This is a genomic window from Paenibacillus vortex V453 (genome assembly GCF_000193415.1).
GTDB classification, from domain to species: Bacteria; Bacillota; Bacilli; order Paenibacillales; family Paenibacillaceae; genus Paenibacillus_AQ; species Paenibacillus_AQ glucanolyticus.
Map to the genome: position 1 here is coordinate 1 of NZ_ADHJ01000023.1, position 15,157 is coordinate 15,157.

Below are 15,157 nucleotides of genomic sequence, written 5' to 3' on the forward strand. Positions count from 1 at the left end.
ACACGGTTACGGCAACTTCGACCGTGGACAACAGTAAATCCGGCAGCGCCACGATTACAGTAGTCAGTGATATTGATGTGTATACGGTAACGATAAGCCATTTGAATGGCGGCCATATAACAGCTACCCCTTCTGTTGCTTCAGCAGGTAGTGTTATCAGCTTGAACATTGTACCGGATTTTGGTAAGAGACTGAAAGTTGGATCACTGAAATACACTTTCAATTCCACAGACTTCCCCATCACAGATGGAAGCTTTGTCATGCCAAGTGGGGATGTAACCATTAGTGCTGAGTTTGAGGATATATCAGAAAGTTTGCCTGTATTGAGTATTGTTGCACCTTCCTTTACGCCTGTAACAGTTGGTTACGAACAGCCTCCAGCAAAAAAAATTGATCATCAGGAATACAGGGATGGTCGATACTACGATCAACAGTCTTACATCCAGTGAACCCGGCAAATTTATCGTTGAGGGGAATGGAGGAATTGTAGCTGCAGGTGAAAGTATCGACAGTTGGACGGTACGTCCTGTGACAGGCTTACCAGCAGGAACCCATTCTTCAGTAATAACGGCTGTTTATGGGAATGGAGAGATAGCAACTGCTAACCTGGTGTTGACCGTAAATCCTCCAAGCAGCTCAGGCGGTGGGGAGAATCCAGGAAATTCAGGCAATAACGGTAGCGCTGGTGGTTCTCAAGGCAGCGGAACACCGTCTCCGAATCCGTCACAACCGGATCCAGGTGGTGTGCCTGTAATGATCAATGGCAAGTCAGAGAATATCGGCAAGCTGGAAACGAAGGTCGTTGACCATCGAAAAATAACAACCATTACTCCTGACCCAGATAAACTGATAGAGTGGTTAGAGAGAGAAGGTAAGAATGCCGTAGTTACTATTCCAGTTGATGTTTCATCTGACTCCATTGTGGGACTGCTGACAGCTAATGTTGTTAAAAGGATGGCAGATCAATCAGCCGTATTGGAGCTGGTTACCCCAATGGCTTCTTACAGAATACATGCGGATCAATTCCCAATTGTAGCTATAGCGGACCAACTTGGGGCAGATGCTTCGTTATCTGAAGTGACGATTGAAATCATGATGTCTAAAGCCCTATCATCAGAAACAAGCCTTGCCCAAAGTGTGTTGAATCGAAAAGGAGTATCACTTTTAGTGGAGCCTGTTCATTTTACCTTAATGGCTGAGTTTAACGGTGCAAAAATAGAATTAAATCGCTTCACTCGTTATGTTGAACGGGTTATTCCTATTCCAGAGACAGTGGATCCGAATCAAATCACGACAGGGATTGTTGTAGGATTGGATGGTTCCACTCATCATGTACCGACATATGTACAGAAAAAAGACAATCGTTATTATGCAGTGGTTAACAGCTTAACCAATAGTATGTACACCTTGGTCTGGCATCCAGTCAAGTTTGCTGATGTGACAGATCATTGGGCACAGCATGCAATCAATGACATGGGATCACGAATGATTGTTACTGGGATGGGCCAGAATTTATTCGAACCGAATAGGGATATTACGCGTGCAGAGTTCGTGGCTATGGTTGTACGGGCACTTGGTTTGATGCCGGCAAATGGCGAAATTTCGTTTGTGGATGTAAATAAGTCCGATTGGTTTGCTGATGATATCCAAACTGCTCATGATTATCAGTTAATTGAGGGGTATAGTGGTTCTCGGTTCGCACCCATGGACACGATTACTCGAGAACAAGCTATGACTATCATTGCCAAAGCAATGAATATCACGGGCATCAATCCTGACTTATCTCCTGAGCGAGTAAACAGACTGCTAGATGGTTATAAAGATGCAGCATCGATTTCAAGCTATGCTCGAGATCATATAGCCGCAGGTTTAGACCTGGATATTATAAATGGTAGAACAACCAATACCATTCAACCAAAGAGCAAAATCACTCGTGCTGAAGTTGCTACACTACTTCAGAAATTACTCAGGAAGTCGGATTTGATTCAATAATTTAAGAAAACTAAAGGATCAGGCCCTAGCGGTCTGATCCTTTAGTTTTGTGAATTACTTCAAAACCTAGAGGTTTTGTCCAAGGCAAGGCTCTGATGAATCACAATCACGGCTGGCGATATGCCATACCGACGTTCACCTACTTCAGTGTCCCTACATTACATATTTTACAAGCACCCAACAGAGCAGAGCCATAAACCAAGAAACAAACCCGAATACCATCACGATTTTGTTCTCGCTCCAGCCATACTTGAGACTAAAGTGGTAATGGATAGGCGTCATCCGGAACAGCCGCAGCTTGGTGCGCTTGTAATACCATACCTGCAGGATGACGGAAAGCTGTTCAGCCAAATAGATGAAGAACAGAAGCGGAATCAGAATTTCGACCTTCTCGATGACGGCCAGAAACGATAGGGACCCGCCAATGGCCAGTGATCCGGTATCGCCCATGAACGCTCGAGCAGGATAAATATTATAGAGCAGCAGGCCGAGTAGACAGCCAATCATGACCAGCGAAAACATCTGCACCTCGGGTTTATCGGAGATCAGAAAGAAGAAAAAGTAGGTAGGTATCGCCACATTGATTAACAGCCCGTCCAAACCATCGGTAAAGTTGATGGCATTAGCCGACCCTACAATGAATAATAGCATGACGATGATGTATACGCTGACAGGCAGATGAAGCTGAAATCCATGGAATAGCGTGATCTCACTTGTCAGCGAGAAGGACTGGAACAACACATACAGCAGTATACCGGTAAACAGGAACTGGAGCACGAGTTTCATACGTCCGGAAATACCGGAGGGGTCCTGCCAGGCTGCTTTTTTGAAATCATCCATAAACCCGATGGAGCTGAACAAAAGAAAGGATGAGCACAAAAAAACCGTAAGTGGCGCAGGATGAAACTGCAGTGACATGGCCACGCCAACCAGCAGAATAAGCCCAGCCATTAACGGCGTCCCGCGTTTGGCCTGATGATCCGGAGGCAGCTCGGTCCGTATCGGCTGTGTAAGCTTTAAGGTGCGTAATGCCCAAATGAGCAGTGGCGTAAAGAGTGTCACCAGCAGGAATGATAGTCCGGATACGCCCAGAATTCCGTTCATAAGATACACATCACTTTCTATCGATTTCGTATTAGTACATTGTATTTCGATGAAATGGACAAATATTCCTTCTGATTTCTAGAATTGGTAGGGTACGTTAATGGACAATTGTAATACCATGGCCGTCATTTCCCATGGAGTGTAGGGATCCCTTCAAAATCCACCACAAGATGGTCTCGTGAAACGAGGAGCTGCAGTAACAATCACGTATACTCTATTCTTTAGGTAAGAATGCCACTGTACGCAAATGGATATATATCTTAAGTTGTGAGTTATTCGAAGACGGCGTGTAACATCTTAAATCGATTCGCTGCGCTACTCGTTATCATGTTGAGTTGAATGTGGTTGGATTATAAAGGATGAACAGCACCGAAAGTATTGGGAGCTTACAACGTCGATTACGGCGATTGTGAGCTCTTTTTGCTTTCCAATAATTAGGTTGCTGCTATAATGAGAGGGTGGGAACGTACCGAATCCATTCAACAGTTATATACACTTTTTGAAGGAACGAAGATTTATGTTGATAGCGTGTTGATGAAAGAGTGCAGCTTGTTTAACAATGCACTTAATATGCAGGATAAAACTCCAATCTATTCTTGGAATGAGTCGATAAAAAGGTCCTTGGTTCATGCACTGCAGCTTCGAGGTTATAGTAAAAAAACGATAAAAGCTTATTGTAGTCAAGTCCATCGATTTCATACTTTTGAACAGCAGCAAAATAATTGGATGGGTCATGAGAACATGATTCAGAGTTATTCATTACACTTACTTCACAGGAAATGTTCGCATTCCTATGTTAATCAAGCGCTCAGCGTGATCAAATTCTACGCTCATAAAGTATTATTGCATGAGGAAACCGTCTCTTATGTTCGCCCTAAGAAAGAAAAGAAGTTGCCGAATGTGTTATCGATGAACGAAGTGATGTTAATCTTAAAAGCACTCCATAATTTAAAACATCGTGCGATCCTATACCTTACCTATTCCTCAGGATTACGGGTAGGGGAAGTGGTCCGTTTGAAAACTCAAGACATTTACGTCATTCATTCGCCACACATCTATTGGAAGGTGGAATTGACATTCGCTTCATTCAAGTGTTGCTCGGTCATCAAAGTGTGCGCACCACCGAAAGGTACACACATGTGAGTGCGAAGGACATAAGAAGGATTAAAAGTCCGTTAGATCAAATGGAAGAGGAGTCGTAAACTTGGTTGTTGAAGGTGTGTTCACGAAGTTCGTAAACATCTCAAGAGATGATAATTTTGCGAAGTTCGTGAAAAAGACGTTATACGACAGAATCAGATGAATGAAGCGTCAAATGGCTCTCAATCAGTAGATATATTTAATTCGTTATGTAATTGGAGAGCATCCTTAAACCCTTGTAAGTAGATTTCACGTTCTAAGATTGCTTGCACAGAAAGGTCTGCATCGTCGTAGAGAAATAAAGTTTTTTGCATATCCCCTGGCAGAAGTTCGTGTAACTGCTTCAAGTAAAGATTTCGTTCGGATGAAAATTGGTTATAGCTGGAGTTATTTTTGATCAGCTCTCCATATAAAGATTCAATTCGTTTGCGGATTAGTGAATCGAGTAAGATATCTAAAGAGGTATACATGAATGAACACCACCCAATATATTTCATATTACGAATAAAAGTTCAATTAAATAAATATAATTTTAACATAATAAATACCGAAGTCAAGATGTGTTAAAGATGTTTTTGATAAAGGAAACATACTTTCATATAATTAAAGAAAAATTACAATGTGTGTTTGAAAGGATATCAGATGATTAGTTATAAACCATTTCAAAAGTTATTGATTGACAGGGAAATTAAAAAACAGGATTTATTGAAAATGACGGGTATTTCATCTGCTACGATGGCGAAGCTCAATACGAATGAATATGTTTCGTTAGAAGTGATTGATAAATTATGTACGGCTTTAGGGTGTCAGCCAGGGGATTTATTGGAACACATAGCAGAGACAAAAGTAGAAAGTAGTAATGATACTGGCAACGAAATGCGTGGGAATAATTAATACAGTTTTAGGGTAAGAATTTAATAAAAATTTTACTAGGGAGTGTATAAATTGACTTTAGATGAGCAATTGCAAGAACAAAAAAGAAAAGTGGATTTTAATTCATTTGATATTTCAGTTAAAGAGTTAATCAGTATGTTTGAGAGTGATATTATCGACATAGCTCCCGAATATCAAAGGCAGTTTAGATGGGAAGAAGAAAGGGAATCCGCCCTAATTGAATCAATTTTTCTTGGCATACCTATACCTAATTTGTTTATGGCAACAAATGCCGATGGAACATGGGAACTTATTGATGGGGTACAGAGATTAAGTACTATTATTCACTTTGCAGGAGAAGAAAAATTATTAGAAAAAATTAATAAAGATAGTAGATTGAAATTAACGGGTCTAAAAAAAATAACTGAACTAAATGGTAAGTCTTTTAATGAGTTAAGTAAAACTCATCAATTAAGTTTTCTCTTAAATAGCCCATTAAAAGTAATAACACTCAGTGATAAAAGTGATGTGGAGGTTAGATTTGATTTATTTGAAAGATTAAATACAGGAGGAGTCAGACTTTCTGATCAAGAAATTCGGAGTTGTATTTTTAGAGGAAAATTCAATAACTTTCTAAAAGAGTTAGCTGCAAATCCCGATTTTCAGAGTGTAGTTAAATTGACTGATAAACAAGAGAATGATGGTACAAGGGAAGAGCTAGTATTGAGATTCTTTGCTTATTTGAATAACTCGCATAATTTCGAACATAGTGTTGTGAATTTTCTGAATGAATATATGAAGAATGCAAGAGAAGATTTTGATTACCAATCCAATAAACAGATATTTGAGATCGTTTTTAAAAAATTAGGTGCTGCTTTAGAATATGGAATAGTCAGAGGACAACGAAACTTAACACCCTTTAACCTATTTGAAGCTGTAGCAGTTGGCGCGGCGTTAGTTATTAAAGAAGGACTGGACATAAAAACCGAAGGCATCTTTGAATGGATGAATAGTGATGATATGCAGGGCTTAACTTCTGGTGCTACTAATTCAAAAAAACGAGTTCAGGATAGAATTAATTATGCAAAGGATAAATTAATATAATCCTATGTTGAACTCTATTTCAAATGAATTGAACTTACGAATTTTTGAACTAAAAAAAATGATAAATGCACTAGAAGCAAGTTCTAATATTAATTCTATTGATGAAGTTAAGAATGCTAATAAAGGTTTAATTATGGTTGGAATTTATTCTGTAATGGAATATACCGTAGTAAACACGGTATCCCAAGCGATAGGTATAATAAACAATGAGAATGTTAAATATAACCAACTGAATGAAAGGTTCAAAGGTATTGCACTCCAAAGTAGACTCCAAGCATATTCTGATTGTAGTATAACGAAAAAATGGGATAAAACTTGGGAAATCACAGAAACTTGGAATTCTGAAGAGATAGTTAGTATAAGCAATTCTTTATTACCATCAGATGGATCAAACATAAAAAGTAAACAGCTTCAAAGTATTTGGAAAAGTTTTGGTATAGATTTAGAAGATGTTAATTATTTTAATATGATCTCTTTACTGTTGAATGAACTTACCGATTCTAGAAATGCTATTTCTCATGGACGCTTGAAGGCAAGTGATGTTGGTAGAAGATTTACATTTGAAGAATTAAGAAGAAAGGTTGATGAAATACAAAGAATTTCTAATTTTGTGGTTGAGAGCTTTTCTACTTTTCTTATTGAAAAAAAATATTTAAAGTGACTTTGTAAAATACGAAATTTAAAGTATGAAAAGGAGTTAGAACATAAAAGTAATATGGGAGCAGTCAGTAGAAGTGATTCCATCGTATAACACGGTATTCACGCTGCGAGGCTTTCGCCTCTTGATTGTCAGATGAATAATCATGGAAGAAGCTCAGACAACAAACGCCCCAGCCTAAGATAAGAGCTATCTAAGGCTGGGGCGTTTCGTGAATACAAGGACGTTAGATGAAATTACGATGCAAGTTCTTATCAAAATCAAAAAATATGAGGTGCATAATGCCAAGACTAATTACATTGGCTGATGGAAGATCAGTAGAAGTTGAATGTGTAAGCTGCGCAGTGACAAGTGGTTTGATTTCTTCAACGAGGTGGAGTTAATTTTTGAATCAAGCAACTTTCATGTCCATCAAGATATTGCTTACCCAATTAAAGGGTTAGTTATATTAGCTTCAAAGAGACATTTCTACTGCATGGATGAATTAACAGATGAAGAGCGATTAGAATTTATTTCGTTAATCCATAAGCTCAGAAGTGAACAAAGAAAACGATTGGGAATTGATAAGGTCTATTATTTTTATAATGAAGATACAACACATCACTTTCATTTATGGATGGTTCCTAGATATGCATGGATGTACCAATTTGGAAATTCAGTAGAATCATTAAGACCGGCATTATTACATGCAAGGAATAATATGAATGACGATGAGAATATGAAGAGTGTAGAAGAAGGGGTTAGCATGCTAAGAGAGGGCATGAGGGATTTTGTGAGTAGCTCAAAGTAACTCCATCTAACAACGTATTCACGCATCGGGGCATTCGCCCCTCGGTTCGGCCGCGGATTTTCGGGGAAGCGGAATCAGCCGGACAACCCTGCGAGCCTAAGTCTGACGACCCGTTCCCTACGGTCACTTAAGCCTCTCGGGTTCGTGAATGCGTAAAACGTTAGGTGAAATATTCAAATTGCATGATTAAAACAATATTAATGGATTGAAGGGGAATAACGTGAATATTATTCAAACCCAAAATCATGAATTAATTAGTGAACTTAACCGAGAAGTGCAGGATATTCACGCTCAAATGTATCCGAACCATTTCAAAGAATATGATCAGGTGACTATAAGTGCGTTTTTTAAATCAATTATGACCAAGCCTAATTTTCAATTTTATGTTATTGAAGAGCAAGAACAAAAACTAGGTTACATATGGATTGAAATAAGGGAATATCAAGAAAACCCCTTTCGAAAATCATATAAAGCAGTATACATACATCAATTGACTATCATTAAAGCGTATAGAAATAAAGGACTTGGGAAGAAGCTACTAAACAAAGTTTACGAGATTGCAGTTCAAAACAAGATCAATAAAATAGAAGTAGACTACTGGGCAAAAAATGAAGTTGCAAGGAACTTTTATAATAAGAATGAATATGTGGCATACAGAGAATTTAGATATAAAGATTTATAAAGCAGGGATTGTTTTGAGAGTAAATCGAAGGAGCCGAATACATCACCTAACATAATATTCACGCTGCGGGCATACGCCCTGGGTCCGGCGTTCGCCGGACACCCAACATTCGTTGGGTCGTAAATACGGGCACGTTATGTGCAACCAGTGCAAAACTATAAAAATTTAAAAGGGATGTAACTATGACAAGACGTATTGTAGTCACTGGCGGAGCCATTATTAGAGATGAATTCAGAAGAATTCTAATGCAAAAGCGATCTGACTATGGAGATTGGGGTTTACCAGGCGGAGGAATGGAAGTAGGGGAAAAAATAGAAGAAACAATGATTCGAGAAGTTAAAGAAGAAACGGGTCTTGATATCAAGAACTTCAATTTACATTCTATTTATTCAGGTTCGAGAATGAAGTATACATATCCTGATGGAAATGAAGTCGTGTTTGTTATGTTCTTATTTAATGTAGAAGCAGAATTAGAAGGTAAGTTATTAGAAGACGGAAAAACTCTAAATTTTAAAGATCATGAAAATGAATCATTACAACTAGTGTTTAAAGATTTAGATGATATAGATCTAGAGACAATTAATCTTGTTCAGAAACCAGTATTTGAAGACTTAATGACAAACAAAGCAGGGATATTAAGATCGTAATGTAGATTGTTCAAGAAGGCACTGGCAGCACATAACATTATATTCACGCTGCGGATCGGCTGGCGCCGATCCTTGGTCCGTCCGAAGCGGTCAGATGTAAATTCTGTGAGGCATTTGACAGTAAGCAGGGAGGCAGACTCAGCCGGACACATCCGCACCGACTAACCGCATGCGGCCGGCTGCCTACGCAGCCTTAAGTCGGTGGGACGTCGTGAATACGGGAACGTTATATGAAATTCTACTAAGGGCGATGAAATTCTTGAAAAATAAAAAACTAAAAATAAGTGCTGCTTATTATTATCTTGGACTTGCTATTGGATTAATTAAAAGAGATCAAGTAATCGATTGGGCTGATGATTGTTTAGAAAAATATGAAGTGCCATATGAACTCATTGAATTATCTTTGTCCCAGGAAAAAGGTCTTGATGAAATCCTTTCTTTACTGAAATTAATCTATAACAAATTTGAACTCAGAACACCTTTATTAATAATCCATTATGAAATTAGGTTGAAGTATCTAAAAAATGAGATTACAAAGGATCAATTGTTTTCATACATATCTAGCTTGTTAATTCAGGGAAGTGCTATTGGAGATGATGAAGAAACACTGAAATTATTAGACATTATAGAAGATCGATATTATTTAGCCTCTCAAGGAATCTATGGTAATGAAGAAGAAGTAATTGAATCAACACTTGAAGAATTGAGGATTTTCGAAAAAGCATATAGTGATTTTAGTGAGCTACTCAAGGAAGAGTAGAACTTCATCTAACATTATATCCACGCATCGGAGCCTGACGGCTCCTCGGTACGCCCGAAGAGATTGACAGAGAAGTAGAATCAGGCGGACACATCCGCACCGACTAACCGCATCGCGGCCGCACCCGTTGGTCGCTTAAGTCGGTGGGACGTCGTGGATACGGGAACGTTAGCTGAAATTCGACAAACCGATAAATAGAGATTTTGGAGTTGAACAATTATGGAAAGATTGAGTGGAAAAGAAGTGAATAGTGTGGTCGCTTATATTGGAGTCAGCGGTGGCTACTTAGGAAACTTTTCATACGCCTCTCACGCTGAATTCTATCCTGCATATTGTGGTTTAGATATTGATCCTAATGAATTTAATGGAACAACAAGAGAAAGATTTATAGCAATATTATCTCAAGCAGATCCATTAGTTCAGTCAAAAATTATACAAGGAGTAATCGACAAATATCCTTTAGAACATTTTGAGGATCGGTTTACTGATGGGCATTTAACTGAAGGAGAATTCAAACAAAAACAAAGAATTCATGCAAGCATGTTATCATGGATACCTGATTTAAAGGGCAAAGGATTACTTGCCGTACAAGATTTAACGTATAACTACCAATTTGTACAAGAGACATTAGACCACTGTCAGACATTGATTTCGGAACATGATTGTAGAAGTGCTGTCGATAGGGCGCATACTGCCTTACATGGATATTTAAAAGAAACTTGTAATAATGCAGGGCTTACGATTACTGAAAACAATCCAAAAATACAAGACTATTGGAGTAAATTGAAACAAGAACATCCGAGTATTCTGATAGATTAATGCAGAAAGCCATCTTCCTATCAATCAAATTATCAATGCAATTGGGAAGCTTTTAGAAAATTTAAATGGGATAAGAAACAATAGATCATACTCTCACCCTGATGAACAAATCATAGGAGAGCCTGAAGCTAAACTTGTAATAAATTTATTCAGAAGTATTTTGCAATATATCGATTCTAAAGTATGAATTTTTGAGAGCGATATCAAGAAGTGTCGAACATCAACTAACATAATATTCAAGCAGCAGCTCCTTCGGAGCCTTGGTCTGTGGATGGATTTCGAAGAGGGATTTCAGCAGACAACCCCTTTGGGGTTCGTGAATACAGGAACGTTAGATGAAATCGGCCAAATCAAAAGTTGTTAAAATATTTACTAAACCGCATTTATTAAGATGAATGGAGAGTGAGTACATTGAGTACATATCAAAATAAATTAGTGGCTTTCATCGATATTTTGGGCTTTTCAAATCTAGTTAAAGAAAGTGAAACTAATGATAGTAAAGCACAGATGTTACTAAGTTCCCTTAAAGACATAGAGAGTTTTATTAAGCGGGAAGAAGAACTTTACCAATTTTCAGAAGATGTCGGTAATAATACTGTGTCAAAGCTAAAAGTAAACTATACTCAATTCTCAGACAGCATCATTTTAAGTACAGACATTGTTGTACCAGAAATAGATGGTCTTAAATTTCATAATATCAACAATATAATGAATATGTGTAGTTTACTTTCTTATTTGCAAGCTAGATTTTTAAACGAAGGAGTACTACTGTGAGGTGGTTTAACGTGGGGACCGATATTCCATGAAAAAAATATATGCTTTGGTCCTGCTTTTATTAAAGCTTATCTTTTAGAAAACCAATTAGCTAGCACCCCTAGAATCGTAATAGATCCAAATATCATAAGCTTGACTTTGATACCAACTGAATATGAAGATTATGATCTTTATCCTTACTTGATGGAAAATACCTTTAAAGGAAATATGTTTTTAGAAAATGAATCGGATGGACACTATTTTATAAATTTTATGCTTTTGAAAACTTTCAAAAATAATGCTGAATCGGTGCTTGAACAAATTAATAGAAGTATAAATGGTATGAATGCTCAAGATAAGGAACAGAAGAAGATAATTGAAAAGCGTCAATGGGTCATCAAAGAAATCAATAAATTTTTAGAAAATAGAAATAAGTAGTTACAAAATAAATTCTGAGTATATTCGTAGAAGTACCGACATCATCTAACATAATATTTACGCTGCGGTCCATCCGGCCCTGGGTCCGACATTCGTCGGACACCCGGCATACGCCGGGTCGTGAATACAGGAACGTTATAAGAAATCGGCGAAGAGCATTTAAAATCATTTGAGTTGGTGATTTCAATGAAGGATCCAATCGTTATTGAGCGATACAGCTATAATTGGCCGAATCTATTCAATGAATTACAAACCAAGATCACGACAATGATTGGCTCTGACATACTAAGAATTGATCACCAACTGCAGTAACTGGATTAGCTGCAAAGCCCATCATTGATATTCAAATATCTGTTAAGAATTTAGTGTTCATGGAGAGTGTCGCATCCGGCCTTGCATCATTAGGCTTCCGATATCGTCTGGATAATGATGACTTGTCGGTCCGAACGCTTCTCTGATCCAGGGCGACCTCGTAGCGGCCATACGTCGGCTGAAGGTTCTGCATGAAGGGGAGATTGAAGTTGCCGGGCCGGAGTTGGCGCCACAGTCTAACGGAGCTCGGTCTCGTTGATGAGTATCGCCTCTATCTCCATCCAGTCGTGCTGGGTCGCGGCAAGCCGTTCTTCGCCGGTCCGCGGCCGCCGCTGCGCCTTGTGGCAAGCGATCGAATTGGCGAGCAGGTGATCAGGTTGACCTACGTTCCAGTTTAGTTTTATGGTTGACCCAGCGGCCTAAAAAGGAACGATATAAATATAGGGAATTAACTAGGCTGCCATGAATCTGTAAAGGCAGTCTCGTTAAGCTTTAGAGCAGAATTGCTCAATAACCTGATGATATTGATGAAGCGTCCCTAGTGTCTTTTACTTCGTAAGCGCTAACCAACCAAACGGACAATTAAGCAATTTATGAGAAACTTAATAAACTCCAAAATGTTATACTTGGGAATAAAGGGTTTGCATGAAAAGGAGGACAATTACGATGGCTATTACAACCTTGAGGACTTGTAAAAATGGTCACGACTACTATAAAAGCTCTGATTGCCCAACTTGCCCTATATGTGAGGCAGAAAGAGAGATCGAAAGTGATTTTCTCTCCAAGATAGGTGCACCTGCCCGAAGGGCTCTTGAACGGAACGATATTACCTCACTCCAACGCCTGTCAGAGTATGCTGAGTCGGATATCTTGAAGCTACATGGTGTCGGTCCCAGTACGATCCCAAAGCTAAGAATGGCATTAGAGAAGTTTGGTTTATCATTTAAGAAATAGAAATAACATGTCATTCAGATTAGCCATTACTCCAGTTCGATCAATCAGAAATAACCTGTGCCTAAAGAAAAAATCTCTGAATCGTATCACAACTCATTAAGTTAACGGAATACGATAGTTCTATAATAAGACCTGAGAGCCACTCAAGAAAATGGGTGGCTCTCTTTGCCGGAGAGCTGGCTCATAATGCCGGAGACGTGGCTCTCACTCACCGGAACGCTGGCTCAATATGCTCCGGAGTATTCAGCCAAAACTGATTTCATATGGGAAATTATGAAGAAGGCGAATAAATGGAGCCAAAAAAGCGGATGGAACCCCATTAAAACAAATTTGTAAGTGAATCGGAGAAGCGCCGACATCTTATAACGATGTATTCACGCATCGGGGCCGGCCCCTCGGTCCGCCAGATGGTTTTCGAGGAAGTGGATCAGGTGGACACACCTGCGAGGCTAAGTCCAGTCGGACCCGGTCACTTCGTGACCTTAAGCCACTCGGCGTCGTGAATACGGGAACGTTATCCGAAACCCCCTAAATCTTATAAAACATAAGAAAGAGTATATCTACATAAAACCCATGCAAAGGAAGATGAGAAACATGGATAAAGGGAGAATTATATTTTTGAATGGTATAACAAGTTCAGGTAAAACTTCTATAGTAGAAGCTATGCAATCTTACTCTGAACCATTTTTTTATGTAGTTGCCAATGATCTTTTTGAAAATACGATTGGTGATAAACATCTGCAGACAGACTACTGGAAATATCTAAGTGAAGTAATAATTATGATGTATCACACTGCAAAATTATTTTCGGATAATGGAAAGAATGTTTTAATCGATGGGATACTTGTTGAAAGGCCTGAGTTAAAGCCACATTATGATAAAGTCAAAGATATTTTTAATGGGTATCCTTTGGAAATAGTTGAGGTGTACTGTCCTTTAGATCTTTGTCGTAAACGAAATATAGAACGTGGTGATAGAAGAGAAGAACAATCAGATGAGCAAAATAAAATAATGTCACAAAACATTCGCTATAGCTGCTCAGTCGATACAAGTTTGAATTCACCAGAAGAATGTGCAGAAATTATTATTACATCATTATTCAAAAAGAACGATAAATAATCGTAAATTGTTCCAGCTCCGCGGCTGCCGCCGCTCGGTTTACCTGAGGTATTTTGAGGAAGCGGATTCAGGCAGGCACATCGATTCCCCCTAAGATAAGAGCTATCTAAGGGGAATCGACGTCAGGAACACACGAACGTTATCGGAAATTCTCATAAAATATACTGAATAAAAAAACTGTACAGGAGGAGTAAAGAATGTTCAACATTTATGAAATATCTCAGGAAGAACATGAGATGATTATAAGAGCAAACGATCAATTTGGATTAATCTTTGAAGTATGTTTAGAGGCAATAGAGTTATCTTGGACATTTACTAAAAATTATCAGATCAGTGCCTGGATATTTGCTGGTTTTTTATCTCAAACCAATAATTCATTGTATTTAGCGATTTTATCGTTAATTAGAAAGCATACTGTTCAAACAAGCTTTAATTTACGTTAATCAATTGAGTCTTCAGTATTGGCGTGTTATGCATTGTATAATCCTAAAATTGATAGTTTTGCTATCAAAAATGATCAAGGTTCAATGGTAGAGAAATCAGGAGTAAAATCAAAAGCAAATAAATGGATTGAAAATAATTATAAAGACATGTCTGATACAATTCATGTGTATAAAAAGCAGATTAATAGTAAATTCGCGCATTCTAGTATCTTAAGTGCATTTGGAAATTTTGAATTGAGTGAAGAACACTATCAAGGAGTTTCTTGGATATTTGATAGAACTGAAGATAGAGACATTCATTTTCAACTACTAAGTTTGGTTAACCTTGTTCTTATACAGGTTGAAATGTTTTATAGAGTAATTAAAGATTATCCCATAGTTGGAATTGTTGATGACTTTACTTTCCGTTATGAAAAGATACATGGTACAGTGACTTTATTAAATGACTTTTATAAATTGATTGCTGAAGAACTTGCTAAAGGGGAAGTAGTTGAAATACCTATCTTACGTACATTGAATGAAGAAGAAACATGAGAACATCCGATAACATAATATTCAAGTAGCGGCTC

General features: G+C 38.2%; 22 protein-coding genes and 1 pseudogene. 21 read left to right on the forward strand and 2 right to left on the reverse strand.

Annotated elements, in window-relative coordinates; translation table 11 throughout:
* Nucleotides 1–449 (forward strand): InlB B-repeat-containing protein (locus tag PVOR_RS30650; RefSeq protein ID WP_006209830.1); only part of this gene is annotated, 449 nt, incomplete at its 5' end.
* A complete protein-coding gene (locus tag PVOR_RS13625; RefSeq protein ID WP_083811678.1) occupies nucleotides 412–1,992 on the forward strand; it encodes an S-layer homology domain-containing protein in 1,581 nt (526 codons plus the stop codon). The genes PVOR_RS30650 and PVOR_RS13625, both read left to right, overlap by 38 nt.
* A gap of 153 nt (nucleotides 1,993–2,145) precedes the next feature.
* On the opposite strand, the gene mraY is transcribed toward PVOR_RS13625, so the two are convergent.
* Entirely contained in the window at nucleotides 2,146–3,096 is a 951-nt protein-coding gene (gene mraY / locus PVOR_RS13630; RefSeq protein ID WP_006209832.1) for a phospho-N-acetylmuramoyl-pentapeptide-transferase, read from the reverse strand.
* A 570-nt stretch (nucleotides 3,097–3,666) separates the two neighbouring features.
* On the opposite strand from mraY, the pseudogene PVOR_RS31720 reads away from it, so the two are divergent.
* Nucleotides 3,667–3,879 (forward strand): annotated as a pseudogene (locus tag PVOR_RS31720) (phage integrase N-terminal SAM-like domain-containing protein); the annotation flags it as partial.
* A 275-nt stretch (nucleotides 3,880–4,154) separates the two neighbouring features.
* Nucleotides 4,155–4,298, forward strand: coding sequence for a tyrosine-type recombinase/integrase (locus PVOR_RS29625; protein ID WP_234972856.1), 144 nt, complete (start codon nucleotides 4,155–4,157; stop codon nucleotides 4,296–4,298).
* A 120-nt stretch (nucleotides 4,299–4,418) separates the two neighbouring features.
* Here the strand turns inward: PVOR_RS29625 and PVOR_RS13640 are convergent, their stop codons facing one another.
* A complete protein-coding gene (locus PVOR_RS13640) occupies nucleotides 4,419–4,706 on the reverse strand; it encodes a hypothetical protein (RefSeq protein ID WP_006209834.1) in 288 nt (95 codons plus the stop codon).
* Nucleotides 4,707–4,878: 172 nt separating this feature from the next.
* Here PVOR_RS13640 and PVOR_RS13645 point away from each other — a divergent pair, with 172 nt between their 5' ends.
* The 17 genes from PVOR_RS13645 to PVOR_RS13715 all read left to right on the forward strand — a co-directional run bounded on the left by PVOR_RS13645 (nucleotide 4,879) and on the right by PVOR_RS13715 (nucleotide 15,122).
* Nucleotides 4,879–5,130, forward strand: coding sequence for a helix-turn-helix domain-containing protein (locus PVOR_RS13645; protein ID WP_006209835.1), 252 nt, complete (start codon nucleotides 4,879–4,881; stop codon nucleotides 5,128–5,130).
* A 42-nt stretch (nucleotides 5,131–5,172) separates the two neighbouring features.
* Nucleotides 5,173–6,213: a DUF262 domain-containing protein gene (locus PVOR_RS13650; RefSeq protein WP_419144510.1), complete on the forward strand. Its 1,041-nt coding sequence runs from the start codon at nucleotides 5,173–5,175 to the stop codon at nucleotides 6,211–6,213.
* Between the two features lie 4 nt (nucleotides 6,214–6,217).
* On the forward strand, nucleotides 6,218–6,874 hold the full coding sequence (locus tag PVOR_RS13655; RefSeq protein WP_006209837.1) for an MAE_28990/MAE_18760 family HEPN-like nuclease: 657 nt from the start codon (nucleotides 6,218–6,220) through the stop codon (nucleotides 6,872–6,874).
* 325 nt (nucleotides 6,875–7,199) lie between these two features.
* On the forward strand, nucleotides 7,200–7,661 hold the full coding sequence (locus PVOR_RS13660) for an HIT family protein (protein ID WP_006209838.1): 462 nt from the start codon (nucleotides 7,200–7,202) through the stop codon (nucleotides 7,659–7,661).
* A gap of 220 nt (nucleotides 7,662–7,881) precedes the next feature.
* Nucleotides 7,882–8,343 carry a GNAT family N-acetyltransferase gene (locus PVOR_RS13665; protein WP_006209839.1) on the forward strand — a complete coding sequence of 154 codons (462 nt, stop codon included), beginning with the start codon at nucleotides 7,882–7,884 and terminating at the stop codon, nucleotides 8,341–8,343.
* Between the two features lie 182 nt (nucleotides 8,344–8,525).
* The gene (locus PVOR_RS13670; RefSeq protein ID WP_006209841.1) at nucleotides 8,526–8,990 is read left to right on the forward strand and encodes an NUDIX domain-containing protein; all 465 of its coding nucleotides are present in this window, start codon (nucleotides 8,526–8,528) and stop codon (nucleotides 8,988–8,990) included.
* A gap of 211 nt (nucleotides 8,991–9,201) precedes the next feature.
* Nucleotides 9,202–9,750: a hypothetical protein gene (locus PVOR_RS13675; RefSeq protein ID WP_006209842.1), complete on the forward strand. Its 549-nt coding sequence runs from the start codon at nucleotides 9,202–9,204 to the stop codon at nucleotides 9,748–9,750.
* A gap of 219 nt (nucleotides 9,751–9,969) precedes the next feature.
* Nucleotides 9,970–10,569, forward strand: coding sequence for a hypothetical protein (locus PVOR_RS13680; protein ID WP_006209843.1), 600 nt, complete (start codon nucleotides 9,970–9,972; stop codon nucleotides 10,567–10,569).
* A 70-nt stretch (nucleotides 10,570–10,639) separates the two neighbouring features.
* Nucleotides 10,640–10,756, forward strand: a complete 117-nt coding sequence (locus PVOR_RS31725; protein WP_234972907.1) for an abortive infection family protein — start codon at nucleotides 10,640–10,642, stop codon at nucleotides 10,754–10,756.
* Nucleotides 10,757–10,980: 224 nt separating this feature from the next.
* Nucleotides 10,981–11,343, forward strand: coding sequence for a hypothetical protein (locus PVOR_RS13685; protein ID WP_006209844.1), 363 nt, complete (start codon nucleotides 10,981–10,983; stop codon nucleotides 11,341–11,343).
* A 183-nt stretch (nucleotides 11,344–11,526) separates the two neighbouring features.
* The gene (locus PVOR_RS13690; RefSeq protein WP_040680608.1) at nucleotides 11,527–11,760 is read left to right on the forward strand and encodes a hypothetical protein; all 234 of its coding nucleotides are present in this window, start codon (nucleotides 11,527–11,529) and stop codon (nucleotides 11,758–11,760) included.
* Nucleotides 11,761–12,107: 347 nt separating this feature from the next.
* On the forward strand, nucleotides 12,108–12,218 hold the full coding sequence (locus PVOR_RS33025) for a hypothetical protein (RefSeq protein WP_376167069.1): 111 nt from the start codon (nucleotides 12,108–12,110) through the stop codon (nucleotides 12,216–12,218).
* Nucleotides 12,219–12,263: 45 nt separating this feature from the next.
* The gene (locus tag PVOR_RS13695) at nucleotides 12,264–12,470 is read left to right on the forward strand and encodes a dihydrofolate reductase family protein (protein WP_006209846.1); all 207 of its coding nucleotides are present in this window, start codon (nucleotides 12,264–12,266) and stop codon (nucleotides 12,468–12,470) included.
* A gap of 274 nt (nucleotides 12,471–12,744) precedes the next feature.
* Nucleotides 12,745–13,026, forward strand: coding sequence for an RNA polymerase alpha subunit C-terminal domain-containing protein (locus PVOR_RS13700; RefSeq protein WP_036642829.1), 282 nt, complete (start codon nucleotides 12,745–12,747; stop codon nucleotides 13,024–13,026).
* 594 nt (nucleotides 13,027–13,620) lie between these two features.
* On the forward strand, nucleotides 13,621–14,145 hold the full coding sequence (locus PVOR_RS13705) for a phosphotransferase-like protein (protein ID WP_006209851.1): 525 nt from the start codon (nucleotides 13,621–13,623) through the stop codon (nucleotides 14,143–14,145).
* A gap of 197 nt (nucleotides 14,146–14,342) precedes the next feature.
* Nucleotides 14,343–14,588 carry a hypothetical protein gene (locus PVOR_RS13710; RefSeq protein ID WP_006209852.1) on the forward strand — a complete coding sequence of 82 codons (246 nt, stop codon included), beginning with the start codon at nucleotides 14,343–14,345 and terminating at the stop codon, nucleotides 14,586–14,588.
* A gap of 33 nt (nucleotides 14,589–14,621) precedes the next feature.
* Nucleotides 14,622–15,122, forward strand: coding sequence for a hypothetical protein (locus tag PVOR_RS13715; protein ID WP_036642808.1), 501 nt, complete (start codon nucleotides 14,622–14,624; stop codon nucleotides 15,120–15,122).
* Nucleotides 15,123–15,157: the final 35 nt, after the last annotated feature.